Genomic DNA, 17,957 nt, shown 5'->3' on the forward strand with positions numbered 1-17,957 from the left:
CAAGGCGCTGCTGCCGACGAAGCCGAACCAATAACCGGACGAAGCTGCGCAACGACAATAACCAACAAGGGGAACGACCATGACAATCAACAGACGCGAATTGCTGGGATACAGTGCCGCGGCACTTGGCGTGGCCGCCGTCGGCCTGCCGAAGATCGCCCGGGCTGCCGCCGGCGAACTGACCATCGCCTACAACGTCAACCTGCCGTCCTGGGATCCGACCACCGGACCGTCGGCCGTCAACCCGACCATCCAGGGCCTCTACCAGTCGGTGTTCGACCAGTTCATCCCGCAGAAGCCTGACCTGTCCTTCGCGCCTGGCCTTTTGACGGAATGGGGCTGGAACGAGGACCGCACCAAGATCATGATGACAGTGCGCGAAGGCGTGAAATGGCATGACGGCTCGCCGTTCACACCGGAAGACGTGGTCTGGTCGCTGCAGCGGGCGGGCGACGAGAAGACCGGGAACCCGATCCAGTTCGTCTGGAAGAACGTCAGCAATTTCAAGATCGACGGCAACAAGATATCAGGCGACGTCGTCCAGTTCGACCCGGTCTATTTCAAATGGATGTCGTTCCTGACCGGCTACATCATGCCGAAGGCCTATTACGAGAAGGTCGGCGCCGAAGGTTTCGAGAAGGCGCCGATCGGTACCGGCCCCTACATGGTCGAAAAATTCGAGCGCAACGCCTTCCTGCGGTTGAAAGCCAATCCCAACTACTGGGGCGGCAAGCCGGCCTTCGAGAATGTGACGATCAAGTTCGTCACCGATGCGGCGAGCCGCGTGGCAGAGATTGAATCCGGCTCCTCGCAGGTGACGCTCGAAATCCCCTACGAGGAGTATGACCGGCTGATCGCCAAGGAGGGGCTCGCCGGCTCGATCAAGAATGTTTCCGATATTGGCATGATCTTCTTCAACGACATCGAAGCCATGCTCGACAAGAACGTGCGCCAGGCAGCCGTCATGGCGGTGGACAAGGAGCTTCTGGTCAAGCGGCTGCTGCGCGGCTATGGCCAGCCGATCGCCACGCTGGAAACGCCGGAATACACGGCCTTCGATGCCTCGATCAAGGTGGAGCACAATCCGGAAAAGGCCAAGGAACTGCTGGCCGCCTCAGGCTATTCGCCGGAAAAGCCGGTCAAGTTCACCATCCAGACGACCAAGGGCTTCAAGCCCAAGGATTATGAGATGATCCAGGCGATCGTCGGCATGTGGCGCAAAGTCGGCATCGAGGCGACGATCGAGGTCTACGAGATCGCCAAGCACTACGAGCTGCGCGCCGCCGACAAGCTCGCGCCCGCGGCCTTCTACAACTGGGGCAACGCCATCGGCGATCCGACCACCTCGACCGGCTTTGCCATGTATGGACCGAGCCCGCATTCGGTCTGGGACAGCCAGGACCTGATCGACATGATCAACCCGCTGTGGGGAGAGAAGGACGAAGCCAAGCGCATCGCCGGGTGGAAGGCGGTCGACAAATACATCGCCGAGCAGGCTTATGTGCTGCCGCTGATGCAGTACGCGCAGCCGATCGTGCATGCCAAGGGCGTCAACGTGGTGCAGCATATTTCAGGCGCGCTGCTGCCGGCGCTGATGACGCCGGCCTGAGACAGACGACAAGGCACGCCGTCGCAAGACGGCGTGCAACTTGCGCAGGCCCTCTCATCCGGCCCTTCGGGCCACCTTCCCCCCTCGGAGAGAAGGTGGCCGCGAGGCGTCCGGATGAGGGGCTGCTCGTTAGAACACGCTAGGCCAACGCCAGAATGCTCCTGCAACGATTCCTGATCCGTCTTGCGACGATGCTGATCACGCTGTTCGGCGTGGCCGTCGTCGTATTCGTGGTCATCCGCGTGGCACCCGGCGATCCGATTGCCATGATGCTACCGCCGGGCGCCAGCAATGACGACATCGCCCGGCTGCGGGCGCTGTACGGGCTCGACAAGACAATCGTGCAACAATTCTTCATCTGGCTGTCCGGTGTCGCCAGGGGCGATTTCGGCACCTCGATCTCGCTGCGGCAAGATGTGCTCGGCCTCGTCTTCAACCGGCTGCCGGCGACGCTTGAGCTTGCCATCGTCGCGCTTGTCATGGCGGTGGCGATCGGCGGCACGACGGCGATACTCGGCGCCCGCGAACGCGGTAGGGCGGTCGAAGCCGGCATCGACATCGCCAGCGGTGCAGCGCTTTCCATTCCCGATTTCCTCTGGGGCCTGGTGCTGATCCTGCTGTTCGGCGTGCTGGTGCCGATCTTCGACATTTCGGGCCGCGTGTCGCCGCAACTCGACCTGCCCTTCGTCTCCCAGTTCTATTTGTTCGAGAGCCTGCTGCGGCTGCGCTTCGACCTCACCTGGGATCTCTTGAAGCACATGCTGATGCCGGCGATTGCCCTGGCGCTGCCGCTGGCGGCAATCATCTCGCAGCTGTTGAAACAGTCGCTGAAGGAAGTGCTCGACCTCGACTATGTGGTGCTGGCGCGGGTCAAAGGGTTTTCGGAAACGCAGGTCATCCTGCGCGAGGCGCTGAAGAACGCCGCCCTGCCGACGCTGACCCTGGTCGGCGTGCAATTCACCTTCCTCATCGGCGGCACCGTCATCGTCGAACGGCTGTTCTCCTATGAGGGGCTCGGCAACATGGCCATCGATGCCGTCATCAACCGCGACCTGCCGCTGATCCAGGGCATCGTGCTGGTCTTCGCGCTGCTGTTCGTGCTGATCAACCTTGCCGTCGACATGATGTATGCGCTGCTCAATCCGAGGCTGCGCCATGGATGAGGCACGCATCTCGCGACATGGCGCAGGCGTAAAGCTATGGCTGGCGGGAGGCTGGCTGCTGCTGGCGCTGCTGGCAGCGATCTTCGCCCCGCTGGTCGCGCCGCAGGATCCGCTGGCGCAGGACCTGATGCTGGAGCGGTTGCCGCCGTTCTGGCTCGATGGTGCCGAGCCCGGCTATTGGCTCGGCACCGACAGCCTCGGCCGCGACCTGCTCTCGCGCCTGATTTTTGGTGGCCGCATCGCCTTCATCGTTGCTTTTGCGGCGGCCATCGCCGCCTGCGTCGTCGGCTCAATGCTTGGGCTGATCGCTGGCTATTTCGGCGGCTGGGCGGATCGTATCATCTCGCGCATCGTCGACGTCTGGATGGCCTTCCCGCCGGTGCTGTTCGCCATTCTGCTGGTTGCCGTGCTCGGCACCGGCTTAAGCTCTGTCATTCTCGCCATCGCGATCATCGACTGGACGCGCTTCTGCCGCGTGATCCGCGCCGAAGCCATGGGCCAGTCGCGCATGGACTATGTCGAGAATGCCCGCATCGCCGGCTACGGCCGCATCGGCATCATGCTGCGCGAGGTGTTGCCCAATGTGGTGCCGTCGATCGTGGCGCTGCTGTCGCTTGAAATGGGTATCGCCGTCATCGTCGAGGCGATCCTGTCCTTCGTCAATCTGTCGATCTCGACCGACGATCCGACCTGGGGCGGCATCATCGCCGAGGGCCGTCTCTCGATCCATCAGGCATGGTGGGTGCTGGTTTTCCCGCTGATCACGCTGATCCTCACCGTGTTGTCCTTCAGCCAGTTTGGCGAAGCTCTGAAGACCCGTTTCGATCCGGTGCTGCGATGAGCGCCTGTCTCGACATCGCCAATCTGAGCGCCGTGCTGGCCAACGGCCAGCGCGTGCTGCGTTCTGTTTCGCTTTCCGTGCAACCCGGCGAGGTGCGCGCGCTCGTCGGCGAAAGCGGCGCCGGCAAGACGATGATCGGCAAGGCGGTGCTCGGCGTCTTGCCATCGAGCGTGCGCATCGTCGAAGGCGATATACGGCTCGAGGGCGAAGACCTCGGCAAACTCCAGCCCAAGGCGCGGCGCACGCTGATCGGCGCGCGCACGGCGCTGATCCCGCAGGATCCGCTGACCGCGCTCAACCCCTCGCGCCGCATCGGCCCGCAGATGACCGACCGGCTGGTGCGCATCCTCGGCTGGAGCGGCGACAAGGCCGATCGGCGTATCCGGCAATTGCTGGACGAGGTGCAGATCCGCGACCCCGACCGCGTGCTGAAGACTTATCCGCACGAACTGTCCGGTGGCATGCGCCAACGCGTGCTGATTGCCGCCGCCTTCGCCGCCGAGCCACGGCTGATCGTCGCCGACGAGCCGACCACGGCGCTCGACGTCACCGTGCAGAAGCAGATCCTTCGGCTGATCGTCGCGTTGCAGCGCGAGCACGGCACCGCGATCCTGTTCGTCACCCATGATCTCGGCGTCGTCGCCAAGATCAGCCAGAAAGTGTCGGTTCTTTATGCCGGCAAGGTGGTGGAGGAAGCCGAAACCACTGATCTCTTCGCGGCACCTCGGCACCCCTACACGCGCGCGCTGATGGCCGCGACGCCGCGCTACACCGATCCCTTCGCTTCACTGAAACCCGTGGACGAGACGGTGCTGGCCGGTCTCGCCGCCGAAATCGCTTCCGCCGATCAGGCCTGGAGGCGCCCGCATGGCTGAGCCGCTGTTTTCCGTGCGCGGGCTGAAGGTCGCGCTGCCCGACATGACGCGCAAGCCGCTGATCGGCCGCGCACCTTTGGCCGAGATTCTGAAAGGCCTGGATTTCGACCTGCCCAGCGGCTCGGTGACCGGCATAGTCGGCGAATCCGGGTCCGGCAAATCGACGCTCGGCCGCGCGCTGGTGCGGCTGCTGGAACCGAGCGCCGGCAGCATCCGTTTCGAGGGCCGTGACATCACCCATCTGCCGGAAGCGGCACTGCGGCCACTGCGCCGCGACCTGCAGATGATCTTCCAGGATCCGATGTCGTCGCTCAACCCGCGCCGCACCATCGCCAGCATCATCGCCGCACCGCTCCGTCAGAACGGGCTTGGCGACAATCTGAAAGTGCGCGTCGCGGAGGCACTGCAACGCGTCGGCCTGCCGCAAAGCTTCGCCAGCCGCTATCGCCACGAACTGTCAGGCGGCCAGCGCCAGCGCGTCGGCATTGCGCGCGCGCTGGCGCTGTCGCCGAAATTCGTGCTCGCCGACGAGATCGTCTCCGGGCTCGACGTGTCGACGCAGGCCCAGATCCTCACCTTGCTGGAGAAGCTTGCCGCGGAGATGGGCCTGACGGTCGCCTTCATCAGCCACGATCTGTCGGTAATCCGGCGGCTTTGCCAACAGGTGATCGTCATGCGCGAGGGCAGCATCGTCGAGGCGAGCGCCACCGACGCCTTGTTCGACAAGCCGCGGCAGGCCTACACGCGCGATCTCATCGCAGCCATTCCGCTGCCGGAAATCGATGCGGGCTGGCTGGACATCCCTTCCACAGGCAAGGCGCCGACATGAAGGCGAACGCATGCCGAGAAGCGGGCCTCGGACGTGCGACTGGAAAAGGATCAAGTCCCGCCAAATGGAGGAGGACTGACATGAAGACCACAATCGCACTTGCAACGCTTGCTGCTGCCATCCTTGGCAGCGCCGGCATGGCCTCGGCGGATTCGATCCCCGGCATGCGCGGCCACGATCACACCGGCATCACGGTTCCCGACATGAAGCAGGCGGTCGACTTCTTCACCGAGGTCGTCGGCTGCAAGAAGGCGATGTCGTTTGGGCCGTTCGCCGACAACAAGGGCACCTTCATGCAGGACCTGCTCGGCGTCGATCCGAAGGCTGTCATCGAGCAGGTCACCATGGTGCGTTGCGGCTATGGATCGAACATCGAGCTGTTCAAATATACCGCGCCCGACCAGAAGGATCTGACACCGAAAAACAGCGACATTGGCGGCTTCCACATCGCCTTCTATGTCGACGATGTCGCCGCCGCCAAAGCCTATCTCAATGGCAAGGGCGTCAAGACCAGGATGGGGCCGCTGCCGGTCAAGGAAGGACCCGCCGCCGGCCAGACCATCCTCTATTTCCAGGCGCCGTGGGGGCTGCAACTCGAGGCGATCAGCTATCCCACGGGCATGGCCTATGAGAAGGGTGCCGAGACCGTGCTGTGGAGTCCGAAGAATCCGGAGAAATGATCTCTCGCGGCGCGCTTGCAAGACGTCACGGCAAGCGCGCCACCCAGGCCGCATAATCATTTCGACATAAAAGTTTAAGCTTGAAATATCTTACCTCCGGCGCGATACTGAGGCACAGCAAGCGAAGAGGAGATCGCACGTATGAAGGTTGCCGTTCTCGGCGGCGGACCGGCCGGCCTCTACTTTGCCATTTCGATGAAGCTGAGGGACGCCGCGCACGACGTGACGGTTTTCGAGCGCAACCGCGCCGACGACACGTTCGGCTGGGGCGTCGTGCTGTCGGCCGAGACGCTCGATAATCTTGCCAAGAACGATCCTGTCAGCGCCGTCTGGATCAAGAAGCATTTTGCCTATTGGGATGACATCGCCGTCATCCATGACGGCGTGCGCACGGTCTCGTCGGGCCACGGCTTCTGCGGCATCGGCCGCAAGCGGCTGTTGATCCTGCTGCAGCGCCGCGCCCGCGAACTCGGCGTCAAGCTGATGTTCGAAACCGACATCGCCGACCCAAAACCCTATATGGAGACGCATGACCTGGTCGTCGCCGCCGACGGGTTGAACTCCAGGGCGCGCAACAGCTTCATCGATATCTTCAAGCCCGACATCGACACGCGCAAATGCAAGTTCGTCTGGCTCGGCACCAACCAGAAATTCGACGACGCCTTCACCTTCATCTTCGAGAAGACCGAGCATGGCTGGGTGTGGGCGCACGCCTACCAGTTCGACAGCGATACCGCGACCTTCATCGTCGAGTGCAGCGAGCAGACCTGGGCCGCCTTCGGCTTCGGCGCGATGTCGCAGCAGGAGTCCATCGCGGTGTGCGAGCGCATCTTTGCCAAACATCTTGGCGGCCACGCGCTGATGACCAACGCCAACCACATCAGGGGCTCGGCCTGGATCAATTTCCCGCGCGTGCTTTGCGAGCGCTGGTCCTACAAGAATCTGGCGCTGATGGGCGACGCCGCGGCCTCGGCGCATTTCTCGATCGGCTCCGGCACCAAACTCGCCTTGGAGAGTGCGGTGGCGCTGGCCGACTATGTCGAGACCGAGCCGGACCTCGAGGCCGCCTTCCGCAAATATGAGGACGCCCGCCGCACCGAAGTGCTGAAGCTGCAGTCGGCGGCGCGCAATTCTCTGGAATGGTTCGAAGAGGTCGAGCGCTATCTCGGCCTCGATCCGGTGCAGTTCAACTATTCGCTTTTGACCCGTTCGCAACGCATCAGCCACGAGAATCTGCGGTTGCGCGATGCCGAGTGGCTAGGCGGCGCGGAAGAATGGTTCCAGCGGCAGGCCGGTGCCGGCGGCAACAGGCTGCGCCGGGCGCCGATGTTCGCGCCCTTCAAGCTGCGCGACATGGTCCTCAACAACCGCGTCGTCGTCTCGCCGATGGCGCAGTACAAGGCCGTCGACGGCCGCCCGACCGACTGGCATTTCACCCACTATGCCGAACGCGCCAAGGGCGGTGCGGGACTCGTCTATATCGAGATGACCTGTGTCAGCCCGGAAGGACGCATCACGCCCGGCTGTCCTGGCTTCTATGCGCCCGAACATGAGGTGGCGTGGAGGCGACTGGTCGACTTCGTCCATACCGAAACCGAAGCCAGAATATGCGCCCAGATCGGCCATTCCGGCGCCAAGGGTTCGACCCGTGTCGGCTGGGAAGGCACCGACGTGCCGCTGGCCTCGGGCAACTGGCCTATCATGGCGGCATCGGCCGTTGCGTGGTCGCCTGAGAATCAGGTGCCGAAGGCGATGGACCGCGCCGACATGGATTTGGTGCGCGATCAATTCGTGGCCTCGGCCGAAATGGCCGATCGCTGCGGCTTCGACATGCTCGAGATCCACGCCGCGCATGGCTATCTCCTGTCGTCGTTCATTACGCCGGTCACCAACCAGCGCACTGACGCCTATGGCGGCTCACTGGAGAACCGCATGCGCTATCCCCTGGAAATCTTCCACGCGGTGCGCGCCGCCTGGCCGGCGGAAAAACCGATCTCGATGCGCATTTCGGCCAATGACTGGGTCGGCATCGAAGGCGTGACGCCGGCAGACGCCGTCGAGATCGCGCGGATGCTGCATGAGGCAGGCGTCGATATATGCGACGTCTCGGCCGGCCAGACGTCGGTTGCCGCCAAGCCGGTCTATGGACGCATGTTCCAGACGCCGTTTTCCGACCGTATCCGCAACGAAGTCGGCATGGCGACGATGGCGGTCGGCAACATCTACGAGCCCGACCATGTCAATTCGATCCTGATGGCCGGCCGCGCCGATCTGGTGGCGCTGGCACGGCCGCATCTCGCCGATCCCTACTGGATGCTGCATGCGGCGGTGACGCTCGGCGACCGTGGCGTCAAATGGCCGGATCCCTATCTGCCCGGGCGCGATCAGCTCTACCGGCTGGCCGAGCGTGACGCCGCTGCGGGGCTGAAAGTATGACGGCCGCGACAACGATTCCCGGCAAGCACGCGCTGGTCACCGGCGGCGGATCCGGCGTCGGCCGGGCCATCGCGCTCACTTTGGCCGCAGCTGGTATCGACGTGACCATTTGTGGGCGCCGCGAAGCTGAGCTCACCAAGGTTGCCGGCGAAAACGGCCGCATCCATGGCATCGTCGCAGATGTCACCAGTGAGGCGGCGATGGCGGCGCTTTACGAGATGGCGGAGGCCGCGCGCGGACCGTTCGACATCGTCGTTGCCAATGCCGGCATGGCCGGCAGCACGCCGGCGCACAAGATCGCCCTGGCCGACTGGCAGCGAACGCTCGACGTCAATCTGACCGGGGCGTTCCTGACGGTGAGGCCGGCGCTGGCCGGCATGGCCGCGCGCAAGGCAGGTCGCATCGTCTTCATCGCCTCGACCGCTGGATTGAAAGGCTACGCCTATGTCGCGCCTTATGTGGCGGCCAAACATGGCGTCGTCGGGCTGATGCGGGCGCTGGCCGCCGAGACGGCGAAATCCGGCGTCGCCGTCAATGCGGTGTGTCCGGGCTTCGTCGAGACCGACATGTTGGAGGAGTCCATCCAGCGCATCATCGAAAAGACCGGCCGCTCGGCTGGCGAGGGGCGAGCCAGCCTCGTCTCGACCAACCCGCAAGGCCGCTTCATCCAGCCGCAAGAGATTGCCGAAGCAGTGCTGTGGTTGTGCGGCGACGCGGCGGCGTCGATCACCGGACAGGCGATTTCGATCTCGGGAGGTGAAACATGGTAGCCGGCCCCCTGCCCGTGCCATCGGGTCCCGGCAAGGACCGGTTGCGTCTTTGGATAAGGCTGCTGCGGGCTTCACGCACGATCGAGGCCGAATTGCGCGAGCGCCTGAAGAAGGAATTCGACACGACGCTGCCGCGTTTCGACGTGATGGCAGCGCTTTACCGGGCGCCGGAAGGCATGCTGATGAGCGACCTGTCGCGCTTCCTGCTGGTGTCCAACGGCAATGTCACCGGCATTGTCGACCGGCTGGTGTCGGAAGGACTCGTCGCCCGGGCCCGCCGCAATGGCGACCGCCGTACCTCGATGGTGCGGTTGACCGAGGAAGGCACGAAGTCCTTTGCCACCATCGCCGCGGCGCATGAGGGCTGGATCGGCGAATTGCTGGGCAAGGTCAGCGAGGAGGATGCGCACCGGCTGACCGGCATGCTGACCTCGTTCCGCAGCAACTGGGAGGGACGCGAATGACTGCAATGGCCGGCCTCAAGCCGAAGCATTTCCTGTGGGAAGTCGAGGGCCGGATCGCCAGGGTCCGGCTCGACCGGCCGGAGCGCAAGAACCCGCTGACCTTCGATAGCTATGCCGAGCTGCGCGACACGTTCCGCGATCTCGTCTATGCCGAGGACGTCGACGCCGTGGTGTTCCTCTCCAATGGCGGCAATTTCTGCTCCGGCGGCGATGTCCACGACATCATCGGTCCGCTGGTCAAGATGGACATGAAGCAGCTCTTGGCCTTTACCCGCATGACCGGCGATTTCGTCAAGGCAATGCTCAACTGCGGCAAGCCGATCATCGCGGCTGTCGACGGCGTGGCGGTCGGCGCCGGCGCCATCATCGCCATGAGCGCCGACATCCGCATCGCCACGCCGGAAGCCAAGACCGCCTTCCTGTTCACACGTGTCGGCCTTGCCGGCTGCGACATGGGCGCCTGCGCGATCCTGCCGCGCATCATCGGCCAGGGCCGCGCCGCCGAACTGCTTTACACCGGCCGAACCATGACGGCTACGGAAGGCGAACGCTGGGGGTTCTACAACAGGCTGGTCGATGCCGCGGCTCTGGAGGCCGACGCGCTGGAGATGGCGGCCCGCATCGTCTCCGGCCCGACCTTCGCCCACGGCATCACCAAGACGCAGCTCAACCAGGAATGGTCGATGGGCCTCGACCAGGCGATCGAGGCGGAAGCGCAGGCGCAGGCGATCTGCATGCAGACGCGCGATTTCGAACGGGCGTACCTGGCTTTCGTGGCCAAGGAAAAGCCGGTGTTCGAGGGGAATTGAGGATGGGTGGATTGTTAGAGACGTGGGCGGGACAGCGCCCCCCTCTGTCCTGCCGGACAGTCCGGCAGGACAGAGGGGGGCGCCGTAGAGCACCTAGCTTGCAGAACAGCGGAGGCACAAATGCCTGACCGCTCCTTCCTCAACTGGCCCTTCTTCGAAGACCGCCATCGCCAACTGGCCGAACAACTCGACACCTGGTGCGCCAAAAACCTTCCCGTCGATCATCATGACGTCGACGCCGCCTGCCGCGAGCTGGTGGCGAAGCTCGGCAAGGATGGCTGGCTGAAGCCGACGGCGCTCGATACCGACAATCCTGGACCGCTCGACGTACGCACCTTGTGCATCACGCGCGAGACGCTGGCTCGCCACGATGGGTTGGCCGACTTCGCCTTTGCCATGCAGGGGCTGGGCACCGGTGCACTCAGCCTGTTCGGGACGCCGGACCAGCAGCAATGGCTTTCGAAGACCTGCGCCGGCAAGGCGATCTCCGCCTTCGCGCTGTCGGAGCCGCGCTCCGGCTCGGATGTCGCCAACACCGAAATGACGGCGACACGCGACGGCGACAGCTACGTTCTCACCGGCGAGAAGACCTGGATCTCCAATGGCGGCATCGCCGACCTCTATGTCGTCTTTGCCCGCACCGGAGAGGCACCGGGTGCCAAGGGGCTTTCCGCCTTCCTGGTGCCGGGCGACGCCATGGGCCTCGGTATTGCCGAACGGCTGGAAGTGATCGCGCCGCATCCGCTGGCGCGGCTTTCGTTCGACCAGGTCCGGCTGCCTGCCTCGGCGCTGATCGGCAAGCCGGGCGACGGCTTCCGCATCGCCATGTCGGTGCTCGACGTGTTCCGCTCGACGGTCGGCGCGGCAGCGCTCGGCTTTGCCCGCCGCGCGCTCGATGAAAGCATCAAGCGCGTGGCCGAGCGCAAATTGTTTGGCGCACCGATGGCCGAGTTGCAGATGGTGCAGGGCCATATCGCCGACATGGCGCTCGACGTCGATGCGGCGGCCCTTCTGGTCTATCGCGCCGCCTGGACCAAGGACATGGGTGCGGCGCGGGTGACGCGCGAGGCGGCGATGGCCAAGCTGTTCGCCACCGACAAGGCGCAGGAGGTGATCGACAAAGCGGTGCAACTGCATGGCGGCGACGGTGTCCGCAAAGGCCACATCGTCGAGAGCCTGTACCGCGAAATCCGCGCGCTGCGCATCTATGAGGGCGCATCGGACGTGCAGAAGGTGGTGATCGCGCGGCAAGTGATGGGCGCGGCCTGAACAGGTCGCGTTCATGGATTGTTTTGAGACGCGGATATTGCGGACCCGATTTGGACAGGCGGAGAGACGACATGCACGAAATCCTGCAGCCGGAAGGCTGGGCAAAACCGGTCGGCTACGCCAACGGCGTGGCGGCGCGCGGCAGGCTCGTCTTCGTCGGCGGACAGGTCGGCTGGAACGGGCAATGCCAGTTCGAGACCGACGATTTCGCCGGCCAGGTGCGGCAGACGCTCCAGAACATCGTCGCGGTGCTGGCCGAGGCCGGCGCGGAGCCACGGCACATCACCTCGATGACCTGGTATTTCACCGACAAGGCCGAATATCTCGGTAACCTCAAGGGGATCGGCGAGGCTTATCGCGAGGTGATCGGCCGGCATTTTCCGGCGATGGCCGCCATGCAGGTGGTGGCGCTGGTGGAGGACCGCGCCAAGGTGGAGATCCAGGCGACCGCCGTCGTTCCGGAATAAAGAATTCGTCTCTCCGGAATATTTTATTCGCGAAGCCCAGCTTGCCTCAGCAACGGCAGCACGTGGTCGCAAAAATAGGGCAATTCCCTGGTGTAGTTGACGAAGGATAGCGCAATGCCCTGATAGCCGTGCGCGGCAATGGCGGCCATCTCGGCGGCAATCGTCTGCGGCGTTCCAACCAGCGATAGGTGCCGGCGCCGCCGGCGAAACGCTGGCGATAGCGCTCATAGGCATGCGGGTCGTGCGATTGCGAGAATTCCTTCTTGCCGGCCATATGCGCATCGACCGCCTCGTGGTCGGCCAGATCGACTGCATAGCGTGTGTAGTAGGCCTGCGCCTCTTCCATGGTCGGGCGGCAGACGACATGGGCCACGGTGTAGACGCCGACCTCCCGGCCAACCTTGTCGGCCCGTTCGCCGATGTCGGCGACATGCTTGCCGGCATCGCCCATCTCGGAAAAGGTCGTGAACAGATAATCGCATCTGGCGGCGGCGAAATCGCGGCCCGGGCCGCCGAAAGCGGCGTTCATGGTCACCGGGCGCGGAACCTGCAGGCTGGCCGGCCGGCTGACCGCCTCCTTGAGGTGATAATAGGACCCTTCATAGTCGAGCGGCTCCGCCGATGCGTAGAGCTTCTCCAGAATCTCGATCCATTCGGCCGCCTGGTCGTAACCCTTCTCGACCAGCGGCGTGCCGAACATGCCGAATTCCTTCGGGTTCCAGCCGCAGACGATGTTGAGGCCGGCACGGCCCTGGCTGATGTGGTCGACCGTCGCCAGCGCCTTGGCGGCATAGAGCGGGTGCACCAGCGGCACATGCACGGTCATGAACAGGCCGATGCGGTCGGTGGCCATGCTGAGCGCCGCCGCCCAGGTGAAGGTCTCGAACGACCGCTCGCGCACCTTGTTGCGGCCGCCAAAGCCGCGCCAGCGGGCGATCGGCAGCAGGAACTCCAGCCCGGCGCGGTCGGCGATCTGTGCTGCGGTCAGATTGTCCTGCCAGCTAGCCGTCCAGCGTTCCGGCACGTCCGATATGGCAAGGCCGCCATCGGCGTTGGTCGAGAAGACGCCAAGCTTCAGTTTGTTGGAGCCGTGCAACGGATGTGCTTTGTTCATGTCGCGATCTCCCGGCGAAGATCGCACGCTACGGCTCCGCGAAAATATTTCAAGCATGAAATAGCTTCGCCTGGCACTGGTTTGCCGATATGAATTTGGCGGGATGAGAAAAGGGATAGGCATGAGCGAGTTCCGCCAGAAATGCATCGGCAAGAGCAGTCTCGTCGGCTCCTTCGCCGCCATTCCTCACCCCGTCGCAGTCGAGGTGATGGCGTTGTCCGGCCTCGACTTCCTCTGCATTGACTGGGAGCATGCCCAAATCTCGCGCGACATGATCGAGAGCATGGTGCGCGCCGCCGATGTGCATCGCGTGCCGGCGATGGTGCGCGTTCCCGGCCATGCGCCCGAAGCCATCCAGGCGGCATTGGACAGCGGCGCGCAAGGTGTGCTGGTGCCACGCGTCTCGACACCGGCACAGGCGGCAATGGCGGTGAAAGCGTCGCGCTATCCGCCACGAGGCGAGCGCGGTGTCGGACCCGGCCGCGCGGCCGGCTATGGTTATCGCATTCCCGAATACCTGGCTGGCGCCAATGAGCGGACCGTCGTCGCGATCCAGGTCGAAACGGTCGAAGGGTTGGCCAACATCGACGCGATCGCCGCGGTGGAGGGCGTCGACGTGGTCTTCGTCGGACCCGGCGATCTCTCCGTGTCGATCGATGCGATCGGACCGAAGGGCGCCGAGAAGCTCGCGGATGCGATCCGCAGGATCATTGGCGTGACGATCGCGCACGACAAGACCTCCGGCATATTTTGCGCCAGCCCACAGACCGTCGGCCAATGGGCAGCCGTCGGCGCCAGCTTTTTCGTGCTGGCCAGCGACACGATGTTTCTCGGTGCGGGCGCCGCGGCCAATCATGCCGCCGCCCGGGCCGAACTGGCGCGGGAAGACCCGCGCTAGCGCCTAGCCGAGCAGCAGCCGAGCAACTTTTTAAGCTTAAAACTTTTGCCTTGAAAAGCGCGGCACTTTGGATAAGCATTCAAGATCAATGGCGGCCGTAGGGCTGGAGGGTTTCCGGGCAATTCGTCATTCTGCTCCGGGTAGGAGGGGTTTCAGTCCTTGTCGTTTGTGCTGCCCCAGTCATCGTCCAGCGCGCGCTACGCTTGCGATGCGTGCGCCCAGGAACCCGCACACCGAAACCATCGCCAACCTTGCCGCGCGCGTGAACACGCATGCGATCGCGACCAGATCGCGTCCGCGCTCGAGCGCATGGTCGCCACCATGAATTGACGCCCCGCTGGGAGGCGGGACGGCAACAAACCGTGCGGGGCAGCCCGCCCGATCAACAACCAGAGGGAACACCCCAGAGGGACCACCAATGAAGCTCAACCGTCGCAATCTCATCCTTTTCGCCGCGGCAATCGGCATCGCCGCCGGACCGGCAACCGCCTATGCCGCCGATGTGCTCAATGTCGGCGCCTACCCGACCAACCCGCCCTTCGAATACAAGAACGAGAGCGGCACGTTCGAGGGTTTTGAGGTCGACATCGTCAACGAGGCGGCCAAGCGCGTCGGCATGACCACCGACATCGCCGATCTCGGCTTCCAGGCGCTGTTCGCCGCGACCACCTCCAAGCGCATCGACGTCGCCATCTCCTCGATCACGATCACGCCGGAGCGGCTGAAGTCGCAGTCGTTCACCCAGCCCTACTATGATTCCGACATGGGTATCGCCACCAAGACCGACAGCGCGGTCAACACCGAGGCGGACCTCAAGGGCAAGATCGTCGGCGTGCTCTCGGGCTCGACCGGCGAGACCTGGGTCAAGGCGCATCAGGAAGCCGACGGCTTCAGCGATGTGAAGGGCTATGACACGCAGCAGAACCTGCTGCTCGACCTCAGCGCCGGCCGTGTCGACGCCGCCGTCAGCGACATTCCCGGCATGGAATATTCCTTCACCAAGATGAAGGACCTGAAGGTCAAGCAGCGCATCAAGACCGGCGAGCAGTACGGCCTGATGATGACCAAGGATCATCCGTTGCTCGGCAAGCTCAACGACGCGCTGACGGCGATGAAGAAGGACGGCACGCTGGCCGCGATCCACAAGAAGTGGTTCGGCAGCGACGCCCCCGCCGATTCCTCGACCGTCAAGGAAATGCCGCTGCCCAAGGCCTGAGCGCCGGCCGACAGGACGAAAGGCGTGCCGGCTACAAAGGGGTCGGCACGTCCCGTTTTCACGCATAGCCTTCCCGGGACCAGCATCCGTTCGGCAAAGCCGATCTTGATATTCCGGGTCGGGCCCTGGCGTCAGATGACGCAACACCGTTCGGGAATGCCCTGATGTCGCTGATCGACACTTTCTTCAACGCCGACGTCATCGCGTCGAGCCTGCCGGCGCTGCTGCGCGGCTTCCTGAACACGCTGCTGCTCGGCCTGCTCAGCATCGGCATCGGCATTCCCATCGGCCTGGTGATCAGCCTTTTGCGGCTCTATGCGCCGAAACCGCTGCGCTGGCTGGCGGTCGGCTACACCGACGTCTTTCGCGCCTTGCCGGTTCTCGTCGTGCTGATCCTGATCTACTATGCGCTGCCTTTCCTCGGCATTCGCCTGTCGTCCTGGGCGTCGGCGGTGACCGCGTTCGCCATCATCATGTCGGCCTATTCGGCCGAAGTGTTCCGGTCCGGCATAGAGAGCATTCCGCGCGGTCAGTTCGAGGCGTCGCAGGCGCTTGGCCTGCCGTTCCTTTTGACTTTGCGCAAGGTGGTGCTGCCGCAGGCGGTGCGCGTCGTCATCCCGCCGATGACCAGCAACTGCGTCTCGATGTTCAAGGACACTTCGCTGGCATCCACGGTGGCCCTGCCGGAACTGCTGAAGGAAGCGACCAACGCACAGTCGCTCTACGCCAATCCCTCGCCGCTGATCGGCGCGGCCCTTGTCTACCTCATCTTCCTTTGGCCGATGGTTCGTCTCGTCAGCCTCCTTGAAGCCCGCTTCAAGGACGAGAAAGCCCGCTAGAGCGGTTCAGTGTTTGTTGGAATCCCCGAACCGCTCCAACTCTTTGTTTTCACGCAATTCCGGACGGAAAACCGCTACGCACTTTTCCTGGAATTGCTCTAGCCACTCACCACAAGCACTTCGCAGGAGATATTCTTGAGCAATCCCCAGGCCACCGGCGGCTTCCCCGTCGACACCATCCGCGCCATGTTTCCTGCCCTGCAGCGGGCCGGCGATTTCATTTTCATGGACAATGCCGCCGGCGCGCAGATCCCGCAGAGCGTGCTCGACGCGGTGACCAACCACCTGGTCTCGCACAATGTCCAGCGCGGCGGCCGCTATGGCCGCAGCGTCACCGTCGACCAGTCGGTCGCCGACGCTCGGACAAGCGTCGCCTTGCTGATCAATGCCTACAGCCCGGCGGAAATCTGCTTCGGCATGAACGCCACCTCCTTCATCCGTCTGGTCAGCCTCGGCATCGGCCAGATGCTGCAAGAGCGCGATGAGATCGTCATAACCGACATGGACCATGATGCCAACATCGCCACCTGGCTGGCGCTGGAATCCGCGGGCGCCAAGTTCAAGTGGTGGCGCATGCGCGAGGACGGAAATCTACATGTCGACGATTTGCGTCCGCTGGTCTCCGACCGCACCCGTCTTGTCGCCTGCACGGTCACCGCACACTCGATCGGTTCGATCGTGGACGTCGCATCCGTCGCGAAAGTCGCGCATGCCGCCGGCGGCGAAGTGTTTCTCGACTGCGTGCATTACGGACCGCACGGACTGATCGACGTGCAAGCCTGGGACTGCGACTATCTCGTCTGCTCCGGCTACAAGAACTTTTCGCCGCATATGGGCTTCCTGTGGGGCCGCTTCGAAACGCTGAAACGCTTGCCGACCTTCCGCGAGGATTTCATTCCGGACGAGCCGCCCTACAAGGTTGAGGCCGGCACCTTCATCTATGAGAACGTGTCGGGCATGGATGCCGCCGTACAGTATCTGGAACTGATCGGCCGCAATCTCGCGCCCTCCAACAACCGCTCGCGGCGCGAGAACATCGTCGCCGGCATGGGCGCCATCCGCGACTATGAGCTGGTGCTGGCGAGCGAGATGATGAGCGTGCTGAAGGGTTGCGGCGCGACCATCTACGGCGTCGCCGACGAAGCCCGCATCAACGAGCGCGTGCCGACCTTCTGCTTCAACATCGGCAAGCTGTCGCCACAGCGGATCGTCGAGGAAATGGCCGACATGCAGATCGGCATCCGCGATGGCCACATGTATGCACCGCGGCTGATGAAGCGGCTCAACCTGTCGATGGACAGCGGCGCCATCCGCGCCTCGCTGGTGCACTACAATACGCTCGAGGAGGTGCACAAGTTCGGCGAGGCTTTGCGAGGCATCATCGCCAAGCTGTCGTGATCGGCGTCCTGTCAAGGAACGCGCCACGTCGAGGGGCATCGCCAACGCTGGGCCACGCTTTGCGCCGCCGGGTGCCGTCGACCGGGTGGCCGTCGTGTCGGGCAGTTGCTCGCCGACCACCGAACGACAGATCCGGCATGCCCTGTCCGACGGTTTCGACGGCATTGAGGTCGACCCTGTCGAATTGGTTTCGGAGGGGTCGGTGCAGGCGATTGCGCGTGCGGCGGCAAAGGGCCGCGCCAGTCTGCAAGCCGGGCGCAGCGTCATCCTCTATACGGCA

Annotated in this window: 16 protein-coding genes and 2 pseudogenes; 17 read left to right on the top strand and 1 reads right to left on the bottom strand. The window is 63.9% G+C overall.

Going from position 1 to position 17,957, the window contains the following annotated elements; all coding sequences use genetic code 11:
• The first annotated feature begins 79 nt into the window (after positions 1-79).
• The 12 genes from FJ492_RS24960 to FJ492_RS25015 all read left to right on the top strand — a co-directional run bounded on the left by FJ492_RS24960 (position 80) and on the right by FJ492_RS25015 (position 12,212).
• Positions 80-1,609, top strand: a complete 1,530-nt coding sequence (locus FJ492_RS24960) for an ABC transporter substrate-binding protein (RefSeq protein ID WP_140746382.1) — start codon at positions 80-82, stop codon at positions 1,607-1,609.
• Between the two features lie 155 nt (positions 1,610-1,764).
• A complete protein-coding gene (locus FJ492_RS24965; protein ID WP_140772750.1) occupies positions 1,765-2,772 on the top strand; it encodes an ABC transporter permease in 1,008 nt (335 codons plus the stop codon).
• Positions 2,765-3,613, top strand: a complete 849-nt coding sequence (locus tag FJ492_RS24970) for an ABC transporter permease (protein ID WP_140510598.1) — start codon at positions 2,765-2,767, stop codon at positions 3,611-3,613. The genes FJ492_RS24965 and FJ492_RS24970 overlap by 8 nt, the downstream gene beginning before the upstream one ends.
• A complete protein-coding gene (locus tag FJ492_RS24975; protein WP_140772752.1) occupies positions 3,610-4,488 on the top strand; it encodes an ABC transporter ATP-binding protein in 879 nt (292 codons plus the stop codon). The genes FJ492_RS24970 and FJ492_RS24975 overlap by 4 nt, the downstream gene beginning before the upstream one ends.
• Positions 4,481-5,317 carry an ATP-binding cassette domain-containing protein gene (locus FJ492_RS24980; protein WP_140772755.1) on the top strand — a complete coding sequence of 279 codons (837 nt, stop codon included), beginning with the start codon at positions 4,481-4,483 and terminating at the stop codon, positions 5,315-5,317. The genes FJ492_RS24975 and FJ492_RS24980 overlap by 8 nt, the downstream gene beginning before the upstream one ends.
• An 80-nt stretch (positions 5,318-5,397) precedes the next feature.
• Positions 5,398-5,997 (top strand): VOC family protein, encoded by a 600-nt coding sequence (locus tag FJ492_RS24985; protein ID WP_140746367.1) that lies wholly within the window; start codon positions 5,398-5,400, stop codon positions 5,995-5,997.
• A gap of 141 nt (positions 5,998-6,138) precedes the next feature.
• Entirely contained in the window at positions 6,139-8,433 is a 2,295-nt protein-coding gene (locus tag FJ492_RS24990; RefSeq protein WP_140718472.1) for a bifunctional salicylyl-CoA 5-hydroxylase/oxidoreductase, read from the top strand.
• A complete protein-coding gene (locus tag FJ492_RS24995) occupies positions 8,430-9,203 on the top strand; it encodes an SDR family NAD(P)-dependent oxidoreductase (RefSeq protein WP_140746361.1) in 774 nt (257 codons plus the stop codon). The genes FJ492_RS24990 and FJ492_RS24995 overlap by 4 nt, the downstream gene beginning before the upstream one ends.
• Positions 9,197-9,667: a MarR family transcriptional regulator gene (locus FJ492_RS25000; RefSeq protein ID WP_027142126.1), complete on the top strand. Its 471-nt coding sequence runs from the start codon at positions 9,197-9,199 to the stop codon at positions 9,665-9,667. The genes FJ492_RS24995 and FJ492_RS25000 overlap by 7 nt, the downstream gene beginning before the upstream one ends.
• A complete protein-coding gene (locus FJ492_RS25005) occupies positions 9,664-10,476 on the top strand; it encodes an enoyl-CoA hydratase family protein (RefSeq protein ID WP_140510608.1) in 813 nt (270 codons plus the stop codon). Before FJ492_RS25000 ends, FJ492_RS25005 begins: the two co-directional genes overlap by 4 nt.
• Positions 10,477-10,596: 120 nt before the next feature.
• Positions 10,597-11,745 carry an acyl-CoA dehydrogenase family protein gene (locus tag FJ492_RS25010; protein ID WP_140772758.1) on the top strand — a complete coding sequence of 383 codons (1,149 nt, stop codon included), beginning with the start codon at positions 10,597-10,599 and terminating at the stop codon, positions 11,743-11,745.
• 71 nt (positions 11,746-11,816) lie between these two features.
• Entirely contained in the window at positions 11,817-12,212 is a 396-nt protein-coding gene (locus tag FJ492_RS25015) for a RidA family protein (RefSeq protein ID WP_027142129.1), read from the top strand.
• 23 nt (positions 12,213-12,235) lie between these two features.
• On the opposite strand, the pseudogene FJ492_RS25020 reads toward FJ492_RS25015, so the two are convergent.
• Positions 12,236-13,326: pseudogene (locus FJ492_RS25020) on the bottom strand (LLM class flavin-dependent oxidoreductase).
• Positions 13,327-13,447: 121 nt separating this feature from the next.
• Here FJ492_RS25020 and FJ492_RS25025 point away from each other — a divergent pair.
• The 5 genes and pseudogenes from FJ492_RS25025 to FJ492_RS25045 all read left to right on the top strand — a co-directional run.
• The gene (locus FJ492_RS25025; RefSeq protein WP_140772760.1) at positions 13,448-14,224 is read left to right on the top strand and encodes an HpcH/HpaI aldolase/citrate lyase family protein; all 777 of its coding nucleotides are present in this window, start codon (positions 13,448-13,450) and stop codon (positions 14,222-14,224) included.
• 418 nt (positions 14,225-14,642) lie between these two features.
• Positions 14,643-15,440 (top strand): ABC transporter substrate-binding protein, encoded by a 798-nt coding sequence (locus FJ492_RS25030; protein ID WP_140510616.1) that lies wholly within the window; start codon positions 14,643-14,645, stop codon positions 15,438-15,440.
• Between the two features lie 164 nt (positions 15,441-15,604).
• A complete protein-coding gene (locus FJ492_RS25035) occupies positions 15,605-16,279 on the top strand; it encodes an amino acid ABC transporter permease (protein ID WP_027142133.1) in 675 nt (224 codons plus the stop codon).
• 135 nt (positions 16,280-16,414) lie between these two features.
• The gene (locus tag FJ492_RS25040; RefSeq protein WP_181166748.1) at positions 16,415-17,677 is read left to right on the top strand and encodes a cysteine desulfurase-like protein; all 1,263 of its coding nucleotides are present in this window, start codon (positions 16,415-16,417) and stop codon (positions 17,675-17,677) included.
• Between the two features lie 58 nt (positions 17,678-17,735).
• Positions 17,736-17,957 (top strand): annotated as a pseudogene (locus FJ492_RS25045) (nucleotide-binding domain containing protein); the annotation flags it as partial.

The sequence above is a fragment of the Mesorhizobium sp. B2-5-4 genome (genome assembly GCF_006441095.1).
GTDB lineage: Bacteria > Pseudomonadota > Alphaproteobacteria > Rhizobiales > Rhizobiaceae > Mesorhizobium > Mesorhizobium salmacidum.